This window comes from Bordetella genomosp. 9, from assembly GCF_002261425.1.
In the GTDB taxonomy this organism is placed as follows: domain Bacteria; phylum Pseudomonadota; class Gammaproteobacteria; order Burkholderiales; family Burkholderiaceae_B; genus Bordetella_C.
Map to the genome: position 1 here is coordinate 264645 of NZ_NEVJ01000002.1, position 19711 is coordinate 284355.

Genomic DNA, 19711 nt, shown 5'->3' on the forward strand with positions numbered 1-19711 from the left:
GATGGGTCTGTTGCTGGATGTGCTGACCACGGCGGCCATGCTGTTCGTCGTGACCGTCGGCCTGATGGTGATCTTCGGCGTGATGAAGATCGTGAACTTCGCGCATGGGTCGCTGATTACCTTGGGCGGCTACGTCAGCTACGTGGTGACCCGCCTGGGCCTGGATCCCTGGCTGGGTTGGCCGCTGGCGGTGCTGTGCGGCATCCTCGCGGGCATGGCGATCGAATGGCTGGTGGTGCGCCCGCTGTACCGGCGGCCGCTGGACGCCATCCTGGCGACCTGGGGCCTGGGCATCATCATCGGGCAGTTGATCGTGCTGGCGTTCGGCCGCGAGGTGCAGTTCGCCGACGCGCCGCTGGGCGGCATCTGGACCCTGGGCGATACCGGGTACTCGGCCTATCGCATCCTGCTCATCCCGGTGGCGCTGGTGCTGTGGGGCCTGCTGGCGGCCCTGCTGAACGGCACGCGCTTCGGCGTGCGGACGCGCGCGGTGATCATGAACGAGACCCTGGCCAGCGGCCTGGGCATCAACGCCGCGCGCATCCGGTTCGTGACCTTCAGCCTGGGCGCGGGCCTGGGCACGCTGGGCGGCGCGCTGGTCACGCCGCTATCCAGCGTCGATCCGAATATGGGGGTGGGCTGGTTGATCAGCGCCTTCATGCTGGTGATGGTGGCGGGACACTCCATTTCCAGCCTGATGCTGACCTGCCTGGTATTCGGCGCCTGCCAGGTGTTGGTGAGCATCTATGTCAATCCGGTGCTGGGCGGCCTGACGATCGCGGTGCTGGCGGCGCTGACCCTGCGCGTGCGTCCCAAGGGATTCGCGCATGAGTGACGCCATGATCGACCGCAAAGCTCCGGACGGCGCCAGCCCTGCGCGCCGGCACGCCACGGGGCATGGATTGGCGGGATTGGCCGTCGCCGGCCTGGTCCTGGTGGCCGCCGGGCCGTTCCTGTTCGACACCTATCTGCTCAATGTCCTGATCAAGGCCTACTTCTTCGCCATCGCCGCCTTGACGGTCGATGTGCTGTGGGGATACACGGGGTACCTGACTTTCGGGCAGTCGGCGTTCTTCGGCGTGGGCGCCTACGCGGCGGGCCTGGCCTTCACGCATTACGGGTTCACGCCGGGCGTGGTGGCGCTCGCCCTGCTGGCCGCGGTGGCGGGGACTGCGCTGTTGGCCGGCATCGTGGGCTGGCTATCCTTCTATCGCGGCGCCTCGCCTTTCTTCGCCACGGTGATTTCGCTGGTGCTGCCCATCGTGCTCACGCAACTGGTGCTGTCGGGAGGCGAATGGACCGGCTCCAGTTCCGGCCTGACCGGCTATGACAGTTTCGACCTGTCGCTGCAGGGGTGGTATTGGGTGGCCGGTATCGCGCTGGCGGCCGCCAGCCTGGCCGGTTGGCTGCTGGTGCGCAGCGACGCCGGCCGCGTGCTGACGGCGATCCGCGACAACGAAACGCGTTGCGAATACCTGGGACTGCGTGTGTCGCGCGTGCGCATCCTGCTGCTGGTGGCGATGGCCGCCGTGGCAGGGGTGGCCGGCTTCGGCTATGGCGCCTTCAGCGGCGTCGTCGCGCCCGAGCTGACGGGGTTCGTGCTGGGCACCGAATTGATCATCTGGGTCGCGCTGGGCGGCCGCGGCACCCTGTGGGGGCCCCTGATCGGCGCCGTGTTGATCAACGTCGCCACCGCATACCTGAGCGGCAGCATGCCCTTCGCCTGGCAACTGATCGTGGGTGTGTCCTTCGTCGCGGTCATCCTGCTGCTGCCGCGCGGCCTGGTGCCCATGCTGTTGCGTCCTTTCGGCCTGGGCCGCCTGGCGCCGCGGATCCCGACGCTGGTTCAGCGCGACGCCGCGCCGCCCGCCCGCACGGACGCGCCCGCGCTGGAAATGCGCGATGTCAGCCGCAGCTTCGGTTCCCTGCACGTGCTGCGCGGGATCACCCTGACGGCACGGGCGGGCGAGCTGGTGGGGCTGATCGGTCCCAACGGCGCGGGCAAGACCACCTTGATGCGCGCGTTGAGCGATGGCGCGGAACGCAGCGGCGGCGCCGTGGCGCTGTGCGGCCACGATATCGGCCGCCAGCCGCCGCAGGACTGCGTGCGCGACGGCCTGGGACGCAAATTCCAGAACGCCAATATCTTCGACACGCTGACCGTCGCCGACAGCCTGCGCATCGCCAGCGCGCTGCACGACAGGCCATCGCCCTGGCGGCGGTCGGATACCCTGCGTCTGCCAGCCTATGCGCTGGAAGTGCTGCGCGCCACGGAACTGGACCGCAAGCTGGGTACGGTCGCGCGCGATCTTTCGCATGGCGAACAGCAGGCGCTGGAACTGGCGATGGTGCTGGCCCTGTCGCCGCGCATCGTATTGCTGGACGAGCCCACCGCGGGCCTGAGCAGCCATGAGCGCGCCCGGGTGGGCGAAATCCTGGCCTCGCTCGCGCACCGCCACGGCCTGTGCTGCCTGCTGGTGGAGCACGACCTGGATTTCGTCGAACAGATCGCCACGCGCATCGTCGTGTTGCACCAGGGCGCCATCGTCATGGACGGCAGCTTTGCCGACGTGGTCGGATCGGAGCTGGTCAGGACGATATACGCCGGGACGGGGCAGGCGGGCGCCGCGCCCGCACGGGAAGGTGTCCAATGAACGGGCTGCAACTGGATGGCGTGACCAGCGGCTATGGGGCGTCGGTCGTGCTGCGGGACCTGTCGATGCACGTCGGCGCCGGCCAGGCCGTGGCGTTGCTGGGCAAGAACGGCATGGGCAAGAGCACCTTGCTGAAGACCGTCATGGGCTACCTGCCCACGCAAGGCGGGACCGTCTCGCTCGACGGCCAGGACATCACCCGCCTGCCTCCGCACCGCGTGGCGCGCCGGGGTGTGGCTTACGCCGCCCAGGAACAGGCGATCTTCACCGAGCTCAGCGTGCGCGACAATCTGTGCCTGGGGCTGGCGCGCGAAGCGGACTTTCCGGCGCGGTTCGCCGCCCTCGAGCCGGTTTTCCCTGTGTTCAAGGACCGGCTCAGGCAGCCGGCCGGCACGCTCTCGGGCGGCGAGCAGAAAATGCTGCTGGTGGCGCGCGCCCTGATGCTGCGTCCGTCCGTTATCCTTCTGGATGAAATCACGGAAGGCTTGCAGCCCTCGGTGATCGACCGCCTGGCGCAGGCCCTGTTGTGGGAGCGCCAGGAAAACGGCACCACCATGCTGCTGATCGAACAGAACGTCGCCTTCGCCCTGCGCGTGGCGGACCGCTTCCTGGTGATGAAGCAGGGCCGCATCGTCGAACAGGGCGATGCCAGGGCGGATACCGCGGCGGAAACGATATTCGCCCATCTGCGCGTGTAGCAACGCGCGATGGGCCGGGATGGAGTCATGACGGAAAGCAAGGGATCATCGGCTGACTGGCGCATCGGCATACTGTTTTCGCGCACGGGCGTGACCCGGGTGACGGGATCGGAGCATTTCCTGGGCACCGCCCTGGCGGTGGCGGAAATCAACGCCGCGGGCGGCGTGCTGGACCGGCAACTGGCGCCGGTATGCTACGACCCGGCCAGCAACCCGGCGGAATACCGTCGCCTGGCGACCAAGCTGATGGCGGAGGACGACGTCAATATCATCTTCGGCTGCTCGACGTCGTCCAGCCGCAAGGCGGTCCTGCCGGTGGTGGAGCGCAACAACGGCCTGCTCTGGTACTGCTCCTTCTACGAAGGATTCGAATACTCGCCCAACGTCATCTATACGGGCGCCGTGCTCAATCAGAACGCCATGCAGCTGGCCGCCTATCTGCTGCAGCACAACGGCTCGCGTTTCTTCCTGGTCGGGTCCGACTACATCTACCCGCGCGAGTCCAACCGCGTCATGCGCGACATGGTCGAACAGCATGGCGGCGAAGTGCTGGATGAAGTCTACCTTCCGCTATCGGCCGGTGCTTCCGAGGTGGCCGAGGTCATCCGGGACATACGCGCGGCGCAGCCGGAAGTGGTGTTTTCCACCGTGGTGGGAGATTCGGCGCGCATGCTGTACCGGCAGTACGGCGAAAGCGGGCTCGATCCGCGCCGCGTCCCCATCGCCAGCCTGTCCATGGCGGAAGAGGAAATCCGCCTGGTGGGCGCGCCCCTGTGCGCCGGCCACATCACCGCGGCCACCTATTTCAATTCGCTGGACAACGACAGCAACCGGCGCTTCACCGCGCTGTGGCGCGAACGCTATGGCGACCGGCCGACCAGCACCTGGTCGGAATCCGCATACAACCAGGTCCACCTGTTCGCGCGGGCGCTGGAACGTACCGGCAGCCTGGATCCTGCCCGGCTCGTGCGCACGGCGCACTCGGTGCGCTACGATTCGCCGGAAGGCCCGCTGGCCATCGATTCGGAAAACAATCACTGCCTGCTGACGCCGCGTATCGGGGTCTGCCGCGAGGACGGCCAGTTCGATGTGGTGTGGCAAGGGGCCGGACCCGTCCGCCCGGATCCCTATCTGTCCACCTTCGGCCTGGCGGAATTCTGGCTGAAATGACGCCATGAGCAGCATACGCCGCCTCTACGAAGACCTGCGCAGCATCAGCGTCGCGGTGGTCCATCCGCCGGGGGAAGACCGCGACCTGCTGATCGAGCAGCTCAAGCGCATCGGCTGCCGCCTGCAGGTGCTCTGGCCCTATTGCCAGGAGCCGCCGCGCGGGGCCGACGTGGTGTTCTTCCATTTGTCGCAGGATATGCCGACCGGCGGCATGTGGAGCGCCAGCGCGACCGACGCCACGCTGATCGCGCTCTCCGACTACGAAAGCCCCACCACCCTCAAACTTCTGCTCGACAGCAGTGCCCACGGCGTGCTGACCAAGCCATTCCGCTCCTCCGGCGTGCTCAGCACCCTGGTGCTGGCGAGGTCGGCCCAGGGCTTCCAGCAGCGCCAGCAGGCCAAGATCCAGAAACTGGAAGCGACCATCAAGTCGCGGCGCCAGATCGATAAGGCGATCAAGGTCCTGGTCGACCATCAGGGCATGGACGAGGTCAAGGCCTACGAGCACATGCGCGCGCGGGCGACCAGCCTGCGCGTGACGGTGGCCGAAGTGGCGGCCATGGTCATCGACGCGCAGGAGGTCATGGAAAAGCTCGGCCTCGGGCGGGCCGGCTAGGCATATTTCACATTACGCTGTTTCGCGGCACACTATGCTGCCGAGGCGGTCGGCGGGGGCGGAGAAAACCGCGCGCGCCCCGCGTCTAGCCTGTAAAGACACATCCGGACGGCCGTCGCGGTTGAGCAGGCAGGGCAGGCAACTTGCTGGTATCCGGCGCTGATGCGCATGGAGGCGTGATGAGCGAAGTCGAGAGGGAGCGGCGCAAGCGGCGCGAGGCCACGGACCGCGTTGCCCGTGCGTTGCTGGAAAGCGCGACGGACTTCGCCATTTTCACGGTCGATCTGGCGCTCGTCATCACAAGCTGGAACTCGGGCGCCCGCCACCTGTTCGGCTGGGATGAGGACGAAGCCCTGGGCGCCGATTCGTCGATGATCTTCACGCCCGAGTCGCGCGCGCGGGGCGACCACCTGGCGGAAGCGGAGACCGCCCGTATGCGCGGCCGCGCCGAGGACGAGCGCTGGCATCTGCGCAAGGATGGCTCGATGCTGTGGGCCTCCGGCCTGATGCAGCCCTTCCTGGACGACCGCACGGGCGAACACATCGGCTACCTGAAGATAGTACGCGACCGTACCGAACAGCACCTGACGGAGAGCCGCGCCAAGGCCGTCGACGCGCGTTTCCGCGCGCTGGTGGAAAGCTCGCCGCAGATGACCTTCTTCACCGACGCCAAGGGACGTGTCATCTACACCAGTCCGTACTGGGTCCGCTATACCGGCTGGAACCAGCAGGACGGGCGGGGCGGCGACTGGACCGAATCCCTGCATCCCGAAGACCGCGTGCCGCTGCAGCAGGCCTGGCGCGCCGCCATGGCGAACGGCACCGGCTGCGAAATGGAAATCCGCTTCAGGTGCGCCGCCGACGACAGCTGGCGCTGGTTCATGGCGCGCGCCGCGCCCATCGAGGAGGATGGCCGGGTCAGCGGCTGGCTCATCATCGCCTTCGATATCGACCTGGTGGTGGCGGCGCGCAACGATCTGCGCCGCAGCCAGAAGCTGCTGCTGAACGAGGTGGCGCGCGGCAGGGCGGAGCGCGACCGCACCTGGCAGCTGGCCAACGACCTGATGGTGGTGACGGATTTCGACGGCTACGTGCTCGACGCCAACCCGGCATGGACCGCGCGGCTGGGCTGGCAGCACGAAGAACTGCTCGGCAACAACATCCTGGGGCTGGTCCATCCCGACTACAGTTCGCTGGCGCAGAACCAGCTCGATCGCCTGCAGCGGGGCCATGCCGCGTCGCGTTTCGTGTGCGAATGCCGGCACCGGGACGGCAGCTACCGCACGCTGTCCTGGACCGCCGTGCCCGGGGACGGCCTGGTGCATGCGGTCGCCCAGGACGTCACGGCGGAGAACGAAGCGACCGCCGAACTGGAACTGGCGCAGGAAGCGCTGCGCCAGTCGCAGAAGATGGAAGCCGTGGGACAGCTCACCGGCGGCATCGCGCACGATTTCAACAATCTGCTGACCGGCATCATGGGCGCGCTGCAGCTCATGCAGAAGCGCGTCGAGCGCGGCGAACCCATGGACATGCTGCGCTACACGGATATGGCAATGGAGTCGGCCAAGCGCGCGGCGGCGCTGACACACCGGCTGCTGGCGTTTTCGCGGCGCCAGCCGTTGGCGCCCAAACCCACACCTCCGAACCGGCTCGTGGGCAACCTGACGGAACTGTTCGAGCGTACCTTGGGCGAAAAGATCGCCCTGGACGTGGACCTGCAGGAGGATCTCTGGAATGTGCTGTGCGACGCGCACCAGCTGGAGAACGCCATCCTGAACCTGGTGATCAACGCGCGCGACGCCATGCCCGACGGCGGTACGCTCACCATCACCACGCGCAATGTGGATCTGGACAATATCGCGGTGGCGCGCGCCGTCATCCTGACCGCGGGGGAGTACGTCTGTATCTGCGTGGCGGACACCGGCGTGGGCATGCCGGCCGACGTCGCCGCCAAGGCCTTCGAACCTTTCTTCAGCACCAAGCCGCAGGGCGAAGGCACGGGGCTGGGGTTGTCCATGGTCTATGGCTTCGTGCGGCAGTCCGGCGGCCACACGGAGCTGGACAGCCGGCCCGGCGAGGGAACCGCCATCCGCATGTATCTGCCCCGCTACGGCGGGGCGGTCGTCGAAGAAACCGCCGCCGGCGGCTCGCGGAACCGTCCCGCGCCGCGGCTGCCGCCGCGCCACCCGCTGGTGCTCGTGGTGGAGGATGACCCGCGCGTGCGCAATCTGCTGGTCGAGGTCCTGCAGGACCAGCAGTGCCGGGTCGTGGAAGCCGCGGACGGACTGTCGGGGCTGCGCATCCTGCAGGAAACGCCGGGCATCCAGCTGGTGCTCAGCGACATCGGCCTGCCGGGCATGGACGGCAGGCTCATGGTCGAAAAGGCGCTTGCCGCCAATCCCGGGCTGAAGGTGATCCTGATGACCGGGTACGCGCAAAGCCTGGCCTTGACCGAAGGCCTGCGCGAGCCGGGCATCGAACTGGTCACCAAGCCCTTCGGCATCGACGAGATCACGCGCCGCATCTGCGCCGTCCTGGGCAGTTGAGATAAAGAATCTCTTTGCTCGAATCGCACAATTATTCGCTTTCGCTTTCCAACGACGTCCGTCCACAATACGTCCCACCGGAGGCCCGCCTCCGTACCGTGGACGAGACGGCATGGACATGTTGCAAGCAAGGATATGGCGCAGCGCCGGCGCGGGCGCCTTCGTGACCTACCGCGTGCCGCGCCATACCAGCCAGACCGTGCTGGACGTGGTGACGTATATCCAGCGCGAACTGCAGCCCGACCTGGGCTATCGCTATGCCTGCCGCGTGGGCATGTGCGGCTCCTGCGCCATGACCGTCAACGGCAAGGCCCGCTGGACCTGCCGCACCCACGTGTCCAAGGTCGCGCCGGACGGGCAACTGGAGATCGCGCCGCTGTCGAACCTGCCGGTGATCAAGGACCTGGTGACCGACATGAGCGGCTTCTTCGACAAATGGAGCCAGGCCAAGGGCAGTTTCACCGGGTCGCTGTCGCGCCATGACGAGTTCGCGCGCGTGCCGCCCGCGTCCCCCCGGCGCCAGGCGGTGGATGCCGGGATCGAATGCATCGGTTGCGGCGTTTGCTACGCGTCCTGCGATGTGGTGACCTGGCGGCCCGACTATCTGGGGCCGGCCGCATTGAACCGGGCCTGGACCTTGATGAATGACGAACGCGATATCGACGGGGCGCAGCGCCTGCGTGCCGTGGCGGGCGACGCCGGCTGCCATTCCTGCCACACGCAGGGCAGCTGTACGGAGCGCTGTCCCAAGGCGCTGGCGCCGACCGCCGGCATCGCGGGCCTGAAGCGGCTGGCCGCCAAGGCGGCGATCAAGGGCGAGCTGTGATGGCGGCCATGAGCATACGCACGCAGGCCCGGCTCTGGTATCTGCAGCGCATCAGCGCGATGGCCCTGGCGCTGTTCGTCGCGGTCCATATCGCGATCATCGTGTATGCCGTGCAAGGTGGACTGAGCGGCGCCGAGATCCTGGCGCGCACGCGCGGCAGCATCGGGTTCGCCGCGTTCTACGGCCTCTTCGTGCTGGCCTGCGCGGTGCACGTGCCGATCGGCCTGCTGCGTATCGCGGAAGAATGGCTGCGCTGGCGCGGGCGTTCGGCCGTGGCGGCCGCGCTGGCCTTCGCCGTGCTGCTCGCCGTCATGGGCCTGCGGGCCGTGTACGGGGTGGTGGCGTGATGCGCCGCAACGACGTCCGCGCGCGCAATCATCCCGCGTACTGGGCGTTCCTGGTGCATCGTCTTTCCGGCCTGGCGCTGGCCCTGTTCCTGCCCGTGCATTTCTGGGCGCTCGGTCAGGCCATCACGGGAGAGCAGGCCCTGGACGGTTTCCTGCGCCTGGCCGATCGGCCGCTGTTCAAGTTCGCCGAGTGGGGACTGGTGGTGCTGCTATCGCTGCACCTGATGGGCGGCCTGCGCCTGCTCATCATCGAATTCGCCCCGTGGACCCACCTGCGCAAGGACTGGCTGGCGGTGGGCCTGGGCGTGGGCGCCTGTACGGGCCTGGCGTTTCTGCTGGCGCTGTTGCGGTAAGGGCGGCGCTTGTCGCGGTACGAGCCTCGCCCCGATGCGAGGCCGCATAACCAAGGAGACAAGCATCATGCACGACTACCTGTACGAGTTGTCCCTGCGCGCCCGCCAAGGCGGACGCCGGCGCTGGCTGCACACCTGTATCCTGGCCTTCGCCGCCACGGCGCTGGCGATCTCGGGCGGCGTTCAAGCCGATGCGCCCTGGCCCGACAAGCCGGTGCGCATCATCGTTCCCTTCACCGCGGGTGGCACCACGGACGTGGTCGCCCGCGTGGTGGGCGCGGAGCTGGGCCAGATGTGGCACCAGTCGGTGGTCATCGACAACCGGCCCGGCGCGGGCGGCGCCATCGGCGCCACGTTGACGGCCAAGGCGCCGCCTGACGGCTACACCCTGCTGATGGCGTCCGGCAGCATGTTCACCGTCAATCCTTATCTGTACCGCAACCTGCCCTACACCCTGAAGGATTTCGACTACATCACCAACGTGGCCAGCGGCCCGATGCTCGTGCTGGTCAACAGCGCGCTTCCCGCGCATGACCTGAAGGAGCTGATCGCGCTGGCCAAGGCGCAGCCGAAGAAGCTGAACTTCGGCTCGGCGGGGAACGGCAGCCAGGTGCACATGGCCGGCGAAGCCCTGGCCGACGCCGCCGGCATCCAGATCACGCATGTGCCGTACAAGGGCGAGGCCCTGGCCTACAACGATCTGCTCGCCGGCCAGGTCCAGCTGGTGGTCGGCAATATCGCCGCGGCCTCGGTGTTCGCCAAGAGCGGCAAGGCCCGCGCGCTGGCCGTCACGGGGCCCGCGCGCTCGCCGATGATGCCCGACGTGCCGACCGCGAAGGAAGCCGGCCTGCCGGGCTACGAAACGACGGGCTGGTTCGCCCTGGTCACCGCGGTGGGGACGCCCAAGGACATCGTCGACAAGATCCAGCGCGATACCGCCAAGGTCCTGCAGAATCCCGCCGTGCGCGAGAAGCTGGCCGGGCAGGGCATGACGCCGGTGGGCAACACGCCGGCCGAGCTCGTCAAAAGCATTCAGGACGAATCCGGAAAGTGGAAGGCGATCGTCGCCCGCCGCAATCTTTCCATTGATTGAACGCCGCGCCGGTCGCGGCCGGTGCGGCCGCGACGACGCGCGCGATGGGAGCAGCAGCATGAAGCCAGATCTCGCGGCGGTGGAAGAAGCCGCCAAGGACCTTTACATCCGCGCCTTGAAAATCCTGCCGCCGGACGTCAAGGCCGGCATAGACAGGTTGGCCGCCGATGAAACGCACGAAGTCGCGCGCGGTGTGCTGCAGACCATGCGCACCAATATCCGCGTCGCCGAGGACAACGAGAACCTGCTGTGCCAGGACACCGGCATACCCATCTACAACGTCGCCATCGGCCGCAACGTCCAGGTCGACGGCCACGCGTTGAAGCAGGCCATCCGCCGGGGCTGCGAGCGGGCCACGCGCGAGCATCCGCTGCGATCGTCGGTCGTGCATCCGCTGACGCGCGGCAACAACCACACCTCCTGCGGCTTCGAGGTGCCCGTCATCCATATCGATTTCGACGAGGCGCCGGACCGCCTGTCCATCGAGATGATTCCCAAGGGCAGCGGCTCGGAGAACAACTCCTTCCTGAAGATGGCGGTCCCGGCGGAAGGCATCGACGCCATCAAGACCTTCGTGGTCGATTGCGTCATCGCGGCGGGCGGCAAGACCTGTCCGCCGACCATCGTGGGCGTGGGCGTGGGCGGGACGTCGGATCTCTGCGTGGCGCTGGCCAAGCGCGCGGCGACGCGGCCGCTGGGCACGCAATGCGCGGATCCGGAGGGCGCGCGGCTGGAGCAGGTGCTGTCGGCCGCGGTCAACCAGCTGGGCGTGGGGCCGCAAGGCCTGGGCGGCGATGGCACGGCGTTCGCCGTGCACATCGAGCTGGCCCATACCCACATCACCATGAACCCGGTGGCGGTGAACATGCAATGCCACTCGGCGCGGCGGGCCCGCGCCGTCATCACGCCGCAAGGCATCGATTACGGATTCTGACCATGGCGCACCACGAACTGATCATGCCGGTGACCGAGGCGCAGGCGCGGCAGCTGCGCGTCAACGATACCGTCACCTTGCAGCGCACGCTCTACGGCATCCGCGACGCCACGCAGATCCACATGTTCGACAAGGGCCGCAGGACGCGCATGGACCTGGCGGGCCATGCGGTCATCCATACCGCGCCCAATGTCCGCAAGGTGCCGCCCAGCGACGCGCACCCGGCGGGCTATGAGCCCGTCTGCATCGGCACGACCACGTCCGACCGCATGGAGCGCTTCACGCGGCCGCTGATGCAGCAGTACGGCGTGCGGCTGGTGATCGGCAAGGGCGGCCTGCGGCAGGGCTCGCAGGATGCCTTCCGCGAACTGGGCGGCGCCTACCTGGCCATCATCGGCGGCACGGCGGCGCTCGAGACCACCTGGATCGAGCAGATCGAGGACGTCGACCTCGACGACCTGAACCCCGAATCGCTGTGGCGCTTCCGTATCCGCGACTTCGGTCCGCTGCTGGTCGCGATGGACAGCCACGGCGCCAGCCTGTACGACGCCGTCAGGCAGGACACCGAGGCGCGCCGCGCCGCCGTCCTGGCCGGCCTGGGAGTCAGCGCGTCATGAACCTGGCCCAGCCCATCAAACGCCTGCGCACCGATATCCTGATCCTGGGCGCCGGCGGCGCGGGATTGTTCGCGGCGCTTCACGCGCATCAACGCGCGCCCGATCTGTCGATCACCGTGGCCGTCAAGGGCCTGCTCGGCAAATGCGGCTGCACGCGCATGGTGCAGGGCGGCTACAACGTCGCGCTGGCGCCCGGCGATTCGGTGGAACGCCACTTCATGGACACCATTGAAGGCAGCAAGTGGCTGGCGAACCAGGACCTGGCATGGACGCTGGTCAGTACCGCCATCGAGCGCATCCACGAACTGGAAAACGAGCTGGGCTGCTTCTTCGACCGCAACCCGGACGGCACGGTGCATCAGAAGGCCTTCGCCGGACAGACCTTCGACCGGACCGTCCACAAGGGTGACCTGACCGGCATCGAGATCATCAATCGCCTGGCCGAACAGGTATGGCGGCGCGGCATCGGCAGGCTGGAGGAACATCGCGCGCTGGCCCTGGTGCGCGGCGCCGACGGCGAGTCGCTGGCGGGCGTGCTGATGATAGACGTGCGTACCGGCGGCTTCGTTTTCGTGCAGGCGCGCGCGGTGCTGCTGGCGACTGGCGGCGGCCCGACCATGTACAAGTACCACACGCCGTCCGGCGACAAGAGCTGCGACGGACTGGCCATGGCCCTGGCGGCGGGCCTGCCGCTGCGCGATATGGAGATGGTGCAATTCCATCCCACCGGGCTGCTGGCCGGCACCCAGACGCGCATGACCGGCACCGTTCTGGAAGAAGGCCTGCGCGGCGCCGGCGGCTACCTGTTGAACGGCGACAAGGAGCGGTTCATGGAGCGCTACGATGCGCGCGCCGACCGGGCCACCCGCGATATCGTCTCGCGCGGCATCTATGCGGAAATGCGCGCCGGACGCACGTCTCCCAACGGGGGCGTCTATATCCAGATGCACCACCTGGGCGTCGACGAGGTGCGGCGCCAGTTCAAGGGCATGGTGGAGCGCTGCGCCGACTGCGGTTTCGACCTGGCCGGCGGCCTGGTCGAAGTGGTGCCCACGGCGCATTACATGATGGGCGGCGTGGTGTTCCAGCCGGACTGCCGGACGGCGCTGCGCGGCCTGTTCGCGGCCGGCGAGGACACCGGCGGCGTGCACGGCGCGAACCGCCTGGGCGGCAACGGCGTGGCAAACTCCACCGTGTTCGGCGGCATCGCCGGCGACAGCATGGCGGACTGGGTGCGGCAGGAAGGACAATGGCACGCGCCCGACGAGGCGGCCATCACCGCCGCGGTCGACGACGCGCTGGCGCCCTTCGCGCGGCCGGCGGACGGATTGAACGCCATACGCGAAGCCCTGTACGACTGCATGTGGGACGACGTGGGCATCATGCGCGACGCCACGGGCCTGCTGCGCGCCCGCGGCACGCTGGCCGGCCTGCGCGATCGCCTGGCGCTGACCGGCGTGGCCGGCGCGGACCGGGCGTTCAATCCGACCTGGCATGACTGGCTGAACCTGCGCAGCCTGATCACCGTCAGCCAGGTCATCACCGAAGCGGCGCTGGCCCGCGAGGATTCGCGCGGCGCCCATTTCCGGGAAGACTTTCCCCTGGCCGGCGATATGCTGGGGTCCGCCTACACGGTGGCGCGGTGGCGGGACGGCGCGGTGGGCATCGCGCGCGAGCCTGTCGGCTTCACGCGCGTCGCGCCGGGAACGACGCTGCTGCGCGACGCCGCCTGACGGCGGCCGCGGCTCACCCGGCGATCGCGTTCGCCAGCAGGCTGATGCTGCCCAGGATCAGCACCGTCCACAGCAGGCGGAAGATGTGCGCGGGCGAGATGCGGTGCCGCAGCCAGGAGCCCACGCGCATGCCGAATAGGCAGCAGGGCACCAGCCACACCATCAGGGCCAGCACGGCGGGCTGCAGCAGCAGCCCCGTGATCGCGAACATCACCAGGCGGGTCACGCCGGTGAGCATGATCAGGGTGCCGACCGTCGCCCGCAATGCATGGCGGTCTTCCAGCCGGCCCGCCAGGTAGATCGTGTACAGGGGCCCGCCGGTGCCGAACATCGCCGTGAGTCCGCCGCCGCCCACGCCCAGGGGAATGGCCCAGCCCGCGCTCAAGCGGCGGAAGACGTCGCCGCCGCGCAGACGCCAGAGCGAGTAGCCGAGCACGCCTACGCCGAGCACGATCAGCAGCGGCCGCTCCGGGACGTACATCAGCATGCCCAGGCCGGCGACCATGCCGAGCAGCATCCATGGAACGATGCGGCGCAACTCCGTCATCTCCACGTCGCGGCGGCTGGTGGCGCCCAGCAGCATGCCGGAGACCATGTCGCACACCAGCATGATGGGCACCGCGCGGTGCAGGGGCATGACCTGTGTCAGCAACGGCATGGCGACGATGGCCGAGCCGAAGCCCGTCATCCCGAAAATGATGTAGCCGCCGGTCAGCGCCATGCCGGCGACCAGTAGCGGCCATGGGTCCACGCCGGTGACGGACGCGCCCAGATGCGATACCAGGAAATCCCACATCGTCGTCGATCCTGGCGCGGCTCAGGCGCCCGCCGGACGGCTGACGGTGGGGGCGGGCAAGCCTTCGATCATGATGTTCAGGCAGGCCGGCAGCCCCGAACGATAGGCCTCGTCGATGGCCGGCGCCACCTGCGCCGGGTCGGTCACCTGTCTGCCGAAGCCGCCGAACGCCGCGGTGACCGCGTCGTAGCGCGCCGGCAGCAGCTCGCAGCCGATCAGCCGGTCCTTGCCATAGTCGCGCAGCTGGATCTGGTATTCGGCGTTCCAGCGCGCGTCGTTGCCGACCACCGCGATGAAAGGCAGGCGATAGCGCACCGCCGTGTCCATTTCGGCGGTGTGGAAGCCGAAGGTGCCGTCGCCCATCACGGTGACCACCGGGGCATCCGGGCGCGCCAGGCGCGCGGCCAGCGCGAAGGGCAGGGCCGCGCCGATGGAACCGGCCACGCCGTTCACCACCCGGTTCGGCGCATGCAGGCAGGCTTGCGCCCATTGGCCGATTTCGCCGCCGTCGGCGATGAGTACGGAGTCGGGATGGCTGTCCAGCAGCCGCTGCACGGGCGCCAGCGCCTGGACGGGATGCATGCGGCCGGGCAGGGTGGAAGAGGCCGTCCGCCAGGCCTCGGGTCTGTAGGCGATGGCGTCGCGCACGTCCTGCGTCCACGATCCGTGCCGTGGCGATCTGGCGGATGCCATGGCGGCCCGCAGCAACGCGTTCATCGCCGATGCCGCGTCGGCCAGGGCCCACGCCTCCAGCCGCGATCCCACCGCCCGGCGCGTGCGTTCGAGCTCGGGCGCATCGGCATCGACCTGCAGGAAAACGCAGTCGGCCGCGATGGCGGGCGGCTTGCCGAACTTCAGCGTGAAATCCACGCGCTTGCCCAGCAGCAGGATGCAATCGGCCTGCGCCAGCATTTGCGCGAAGGCGCCCAGGCTGGGATCGGCGACGCCGCGCGGGCTTTCCATGCCGATGACGGGGATGCCGCTGGCGGCCTCCAGTTCGCGTGCACGCGCGAGCGCCGGTCCCATCATGGCGGCCGGGCCGGTCAGGATCAGCGGCCGCCGCGCGGCCCGCAGTCGTTCGAGCAGGGACGCGGCGACGCCTGCATCCAGCGCCTGCGCGATGGCATCGAAGGATTGCGGCGCATCGGTTTGCGAGGTGCATGCCGCTTCCAGCGCATCGGTAGGCAGGCCCAGGCTGACCGGACCCGGGCGTGCCGAACGGGCGATGCGCATGGCCGTGCCGACCTCGCCGGCCATGGCGTCGGCGTTGCCGACCGTGGCGGACCATTTGGCCAGCGGTTCCGCGACGTCGGCCTGGCGCATTTCCTGGAAGGCACCCATGCCGATCTGGTTGTTGGGCGCGTGGCCGGACAGCAGCAGCACCGGCGATTCCGCCATCGACGCGGTGTACAGCGCCGACACCGCATTGGCGTGGCCGGGCCCGCCGGTGACCATGGCCACGCCGACTTCTCCCGTCAAGCGCGCCCAGGCATCGGCCATATGCACCGCGGCGGCCTCGTGGCGCACGTGCACCAGCTGGATGTTGGCGTCGATGCACGCATCGAACACCGGCATGATGTGATTGCCGGACAGCGTAAAGATGCGCTTGACGCCGGCGGCGCCCAAGGTCTGCACGAGCGCGTCGGCGCCATTGCGGGATCGGGTCATGATGCGGTCTTCCTCCGATTGTGGTTCTACTTGATCTGTATGTTCAGCTTGCCGCCCAGGTCGCGGAACAGGCGGTACTGTTCTTCCGCGAAGCGCGCGGTGGCGGCCGGCGCCATGACGTTCGGCACGGAACCGATATTGCGCACGCCGGCCAGCCATTCGTTGTCCCTGGACAAGCGTAGCAGCACATCGGCCCATTGCCGCACCAGGGGCGCCGGCATGCCGGGCGGGCCGTACAGCGCGCTCCAGCCGCTGATGCGTTCCAACTGGGGAAAGCCGGCTTCCTTGGCGGTGGGCACGTCGGGCAATTCGGGCAGGCGCTGCGCGGTGGTAGTGACCAGTGCGCGCAGGCGGCCGGCCTTGACGTTGCCGATCAGGGCCGTGACGTTGTTGCAGCTGAACTGCACTTCCCTGGACAACACGGCCGCCGTCGCCTCGCCGCCGCCCTTGTAGACGATCTGCGCGGCGGCCTGCGGCGGCAGGCCGGCGGCATCCAGCAGCATCTGGGTCGCCAGGTTCAGCACGGTGGCCGGGCCGGATGTACTGTAGTTGAGCTTGCCCGGCTGGTCGCGGATGGCCTGCACAAGTTCGCCCAGGGTGCGGTAGGGCGCGTCGCCGTTGACGACGCACACCATGGGGTTCAGGTCGAGCAGGCCCAGGGGCGTGAAGTCGTTCCACTTGTATTTCAGGTCAGCCTGCAGCGCGGGCAGGATGGCTTGCGAGCCGACGCGCGCCAGCAGCAGCGTGTAGCCGTCGGGCGCCGCTTCGCGGACGAACATCGAGCCGATCGCGCCGTTGGCGCCGCCCTTGTTCAGCACCACCATGGGTTGGGGCAGCATGGCCTGCACCGCCTTGGCCAGGTTGCGCGCCGCCAGGTCGGCATCGCCGCCGGCGCTGAAGGGCACGACGATGGTGATCGGGTGTTCGGGATAGCGAGGCTCGGCCGCCGCCGCCGCCGCGTTCAGGGCGCAGGCGAGCAGGGCGGCACAGGTCAGGATGGCCGTGCCGCGGAATGCGGCCCGGCCGCGCGCGGGCTGCCGGTGCCTCGGACGGGCCGCGGCGAAGGCGCGGCATGCGATGCGTTTCATAAGGGTCTCCTCCGGCGGCGTCCAGCCCCGCCGGGGTTGGCGCCACGCTGTTATCGATGTTTTTGTCCTGACCGGAGTCGCATTGCCGCCGGCGGCCCCCGGGATACCTTAGGGATAGCGATGCATGCGCCAGGCAGCGGCGCAGTTTATTGTTCTATATCATCTATATAAATCAAAAGCTAAATATTCTTCGGTCGAGACAAAGCAAATCTTCCTCTGCGCCGCCCCGCGCCAGAGGCGGCGCGCGCCCCAGCCATGTCCTCCATACGCACCCTGAAGACCTTCCTGGCCGTGGCCCGGCACGGCACCTTCGCTGCCGCCGGCAAGGAGATCGGCCTGACGCCCGCCGCGGTGGGCCTGCAGATCCGCGCGCTGGAAGAAAGCCTGAATTGCCGCCTGTTCGACCGTACCGCGCGATCCGCCGTGCTGAACCCCGCGGGCCGCGCGCTGGTGCCGGAAGTCGCCGACATCGTGCGCCGCTACGAATCGCTGGGCACCGAGGCCGGCGGCGACGGCATGTCCGGGACCATGGTGATAGGCGCGCTGGTGTCCGCCTTGATGGGCGCCTTCGCCGATGCGTTATGGACGGTGCGCCAGCGCTATCCGCGGCTGGATGTGCGCCTGTTCGCCGGCCTGTCCAGCGATTTCGCGATGCGGGTCGAGCGCGGCGAGCTGGACGCCGCGATCGTCACCCAGCCGCCGCATCCCTTGTCGTCCAATCTGCTGTGGACGCCGCTGTATGCGGAACCCATGATCCTGATCGTGCCGCGCAAGCCGCATTTTCCCCTGGCGTCCCGGGTGGACGACGTGCTGGGGGATGCGCCTTTCCTGCGTTTCGAGCGCAACACCTGGACGGGGATCCTGGTGCAGGAAGTGCTGGACCGGCTGGGCGCGAGCGTGCGCGAAAGCATGGAGTTGAATTCGGTGGAGGCCATCGTCGAGCTGGTGCGGCATGGCTTCGGCGTGTCCATCGTGCCCCGCTTGGCCAACGTCGCCTGGGCGCAGGACCGTGCGCTGCGGGTCGTGCCCCTGCCGGGCGTGGAGGTCTATCGCCGCGTCGGCCTGCTGGAACGGGGCCGCCACAGCCGGATCGCCTTCACCGAAGCGGTCAAGGAATACTTTGCCCTGGCATCCGAAGCGCCCCAGCCGCCCCACGAGCCCGGCCCGGATGCCAGGCGCGGCACCCGCCGGAAAACCGTGGCGGCTTTCTGATATAGTTGCGCCCTTCCCGCGAAACCGGGTCCCGCCGTCGATCGGCGGGCGCGCCAGGATCGGGGGGGACGACTTGAAGAGAAAGAAATTCGTGCTATAATCTTTCTTCTTTGCAGTACAGTAGTAATTTGAGCAGTACCAAGCGCCCGTAGCTCAGTTGGATAGAGTACTTGGCTACGAACCAAGGGGTCGTGGGTTCGAATCCTGCCGGGCGCGCCAATATCACTGCTTGATTGGTCAGACAATCAACTCAGGCAGTCAAAACGGCTTGAAGGTTCATCCTTCAAGCCGTTTTTCATTTCCGGACGGCTCGCCGTCCGACTCCTCCCGCCTGATTTATCCCGATCTAATCGATCGTCGCCCCCGACCGCTTCACCAGCGGCACCCACTTGTCGATGTCCTGCTGGATGAACCGGGCGAACTGCGTCGGGGTCTCGTCGCGGAAGACCTCGTAGCCCAGCGCCTTTAGGCGTTCCTGCAGCTTGGGGTCGTTCATGACCGCGCGCGTGGTCTCGTTCAGGCGGTCGATCACGGCCTGGGGGGTGTGGGCGGGGGCCAGCAGGCCGAAATCGACGGAGATCACGTATCCCGGAACGCCGGCTTCGATCATCGTGGGGATTTCCGGCAGCAGCGGCGAGCGTGCTTCGCCGGTGGTGGCCAGCGCCTTGACCTTGCCTTCCTTCACCAGCCCTGAGACGCTGGGCGTGTTGTAGAAGCCGAAGTCGACTTCTCCCGCCATGACGGCGGTGACGCCCTGGGGCGCTCCCCGGTAGGGAATATGCGTGGCGTTGGTATCGGTCAATGCCTTGAGGTTTTCGGCCGACAGATGATGGGTCGTGCCATTCCCGCCGGACGAAAACGTCAGGCGGCCGGGATGCTGGCGCATCGCGTCGATCAGCGCCTTGACGGAGTCGTACTTGCCGCCCTGCTTGACGATCAGCACGTTCGATCCGCCGGCCAGGTAGGCGACCGGCGCGAAGTCCTTCTGCGGATCGTAGGGCATGGTCTTGTACAGCCCCAGGTTGATGGCCCAGGTATTGTTCGACCCCATGACCAGCGTGTACCCGTCGGGGGCCGAGCGCGCCACGTAGTTCATGGCGATCAGGCCGCTGCCGCCGGCCTTGTTTTCCACCACGACGCTCTGGCCCAGCCGCTCGGAAAGCCCGGGCTGGATGGCGCGCGCCAGGATGTCCGCGGTGCTGCCGGCGGCCAGCGGCACGACGAGCGTGACGGGACGCGACGGGAAAGTGTCGGCCTGCGCCGAAAAGCCATAGCCGGCCAGGGCGGCCAGGCAAACCCCTAGTATTTTTTTCATGACGACTCCGACGGTCGATATTGGCGATACGCGGGCGAACCGCTA

At 68.1% G+C, this 19711-nt stretch carries 18 protein-coding genes and 1 tRNA gene; 15 read left to right on the forward strand and 4 right to left on the reverse strand.

Translation table 11 applies throughout. The annotated features are described in order from the left end of the window. Position 1 precedes the first annotated feature (1 nt). The 13 genes from CAL26_RS07225 to CAL26_RS07285 all read left to right on the forward strand — a co-directional run bounded on the left by CAL26_RS07225 (position 2) and on the right by CAL26_RS07285 (position 13587). The gene (locus CAL26_RS07225; protein WP_094846255.1) at positions 2 to 835 is read left to right on the forward strand and encodes a branched-chain amino acid ABC transporter permease; all 834 of its coding nucleotides are present in this window, start codon (positions 2 to 4) and stop codon (positions 833 to 835) included. Then, entirely contained in the window at positions 828 to 2654 is a 1827-nt protein-coding gene (locus CAL26_RS07230; protein WP_094846256.1) for an ABC transporter permease subunit, read from the forward strand. The genes CAL26_RS07225 and CAL26_RS07230 overlap by 8 nt, the downstream gene beginning before the upstream one ends. Continuing rightward, positions 2651 to 3352, forward strand: coding sequence for a branched-chain amino acid ABC transporter ATP-binding protein (locus CAL26_RS07235; RefSeq protein ID WP_094846257.1), 702 nt, complete (start codon positions 2651 to 2653; stop codon positions 3350 to 3352). Before CAL26_RS07230 ends, CAL26_RS07235 begins: the two co-directional genes overlap by 4 nt. Positions 3353 to 3379: 27 nt before the next feature. Continuing rightward, the gene (locus CAL26_RS07240) at positions 3380 to 4522 is read left to right on the forward strand and encodes a transporter substrate-binding domain-containing protein (RefSeq protein WP_094846258.1); all 1143 of its coding nucleotides are present in this window, start codon (positions 3380 to 3382) and stop codon (positions 4520 to 4522) included. Between the two features lie 4 nt (positions 4523 to 4526). After that, entirely contained in the window at positions 4527 to 5138 is a 612-nt protein-coding gene (locus CAL26_RS07245) for an ANTAR domain-containing response regulator (protein WP_179283290.1), read from the forward strand. 179 nt (positions 5139 to 5317) lie between these two features. Continuing rightward, a complete protein-coding gene (locus CAL26_RS07250) occupies positions 5318 to 7684 on the forward strand; it encodes a hybrid sensor histidine kinase/response regulator (RefSeq protein ID WP_094846259.1) in 2367 nt (788 codons plus the stop codon). 112 nt (positions 7685 to 7796) lie between these two features. Then, a complete protein-coding gene (locus CAL26_RS07255; protein ID WP_094846260.1) occupies positions 7797 to 8510 on the forward strand; it encodes a succinate dehydrogenase/fumarate reductase iron-sulfur subunit in 714 nt (237 codons plus the stop codon). A gap of 8 nt (positions 8511 to 8518) precedes the next feature. Next, entirely contained in the window at positions 8519 to 8857 is a 339-nt protein-coding gene (locus CAL26_RS07260; protein WP_373454458.1) for a succinate dehydrogenase, read from the forward strand. Further along, entirely contained in the window at positions 8857 to 9210 is a 354-nt protein-coding gene (gene sdhC, locus CAL26_RS07265) for a succinate dehydrogenase, cytochrome b556 subunit (protein WP_094846262.1), read from the forward strand. The genes CAL26_RS07260 and sdhC overlap by 1 nt, the downstream gene beginning before the upstream one ends. 67 nt (positions 9211 to 9277) lie before the next feature. Then, positions 9278 to 10303 (forward strand): Bug family tripartite tricarboxylate transporter substrate binding protein, encoded by a 1026-nt coding sequence (locus CAL26_RS07270; RefSeq protein ID WP_094846263.1) that lies wholly within the window; start codon positions 9278 to 9280, stop codon positions 10301 to 10303. 58 nt (positions 10304 to 10361) lie between these two features. Then, positions 10362 to 11237 (forward strand): fumarate hydratase, encoded by an 876-nt coding sequence (locus CAL26_RS07275; protein WP_094846264.1) that lies wholly within the window; start codon positions 10362 to 10364, stop codon positions 11235 to 11237. Positions 11238 to 11239: 2 nt separating this feature from the next. Next, positions 11240 to 11854 carry a fumarate hydratase C-terminal domain-containing protein gene (locus tag CAL26_RS07280; protein WP_094846265.1) on the forward strand — a complete coding sequence of 205 codons (615 nt, stop codon included), beginning with the start codon at positions 11240 to 11242 and terminating at the stop codon, positions 11852 to 11854. After that, on the forward strand, positions 11851 to 13587 hold the full coding sequence (locus CAL26_RS07285; RefSeq protein WP_094846266.1) for an L-aspartate oxidase: 1737 nt from the start codon (positions 11851 to 11853) through the stop codon (positions 13585 to 13587). The genes CAL26_RS07280 and CAL26_RS07285 overlap by 4 nt, the downstream gene beginning before the upstream one ends. 13 nt (positions 13588 to 13600) lie before the next feature. On the opposite strand, the gene CAL26_RS07290 is transcribed toward CAL26_RS07285, so the two are convergent. The 3 genes from CAL26_RS07290 to CAL26_RS07300 are packed head-to-tail and all read right to left on the reverse strand — an operon-like array spanning position 13601 to position 17139. After that, positions 13601 to 14383, reverse strand: a complete 783-nt coding sequence (locus CAL26_RS07290; protein ID WP_094846267.1) for a sulfite exporter TauE/SafE family protein — start codon at positions 14381 to 14383, stop codon at positions 13601 to 13603. 21 nt (positions 14384 to 14404) lie between these two features. Then, the gene (locus tag CAL26_RS07295) at positions 14405 to 16051 is read right to left on the reverse strand and encodes a thiamine pyrophosphate-binding protein (protein WP_094846268.1); all 1647 of its coding nucleotides are present in this window, start codon (positions 16049 to 16051) and stop codon (positions 14405 to 14407) included. Positions 16052 to 16077: 26 nt separating this feature from the next. Further along, complete coding sequence (locus CAL26_RS07300; protein WP_094846269.1) at positions 16078 to 17139, reverse strand: tripartite tricarboxylate transporter substrate binding protein; 1062 nt, start codon at positions 17137 to 17139, stop codon at positions 16078 to 16080. A 255-nt stretch (positions 17140 to 17394) separates the two neighbouring features. Between CAL26_RS07300 and CAL26_RS07305 the strand changes: the two genes are divergently transcribed. Together CAL26_RS07305 and CAL26_RS07310 are read left to right on the forward strand one after the other, a co-directional pair. Further along, positions 17395 to 18351, forward strand: a complete 957-nt coding sequence (locus tag CAL26_RS07305) for a LysR family transcriptional regulator (RefSeq protein ID WP_094846270.1) — start codon at positions 17395 to 17397, stop codon at positions 18349 to 18351. A 142-nt stretch (positions 18352 to 18493) separates the two neighbouring features. Continuing rightward, positions 18494 to 18570: transfer RNA gene (locus tag CAL26_RS07310), tRNA-Arg, on the forward strand. A 127-nt stretch (positions 18571 to 18697) separates the two neighbouring features. Here the strand turns inward: CAL26_RS07310 and CAL26_RS07315 are convergent. Then, the gene (locus CAL26_RS07315; RefSeq protein WP_094846271.1) at positions 18698 to 19666 is read right to left on the reverse strand and encodes a Bug family tripartite tricarboxylate transporter substrate binding protein; all 969 of its coding nucleotides are present in this window, start codon (positions 19664 to 19666) and stop codon (positions 18698 to 18700) included. Positions 19667 to 19711: the final 45 nt, after the last annotated feature.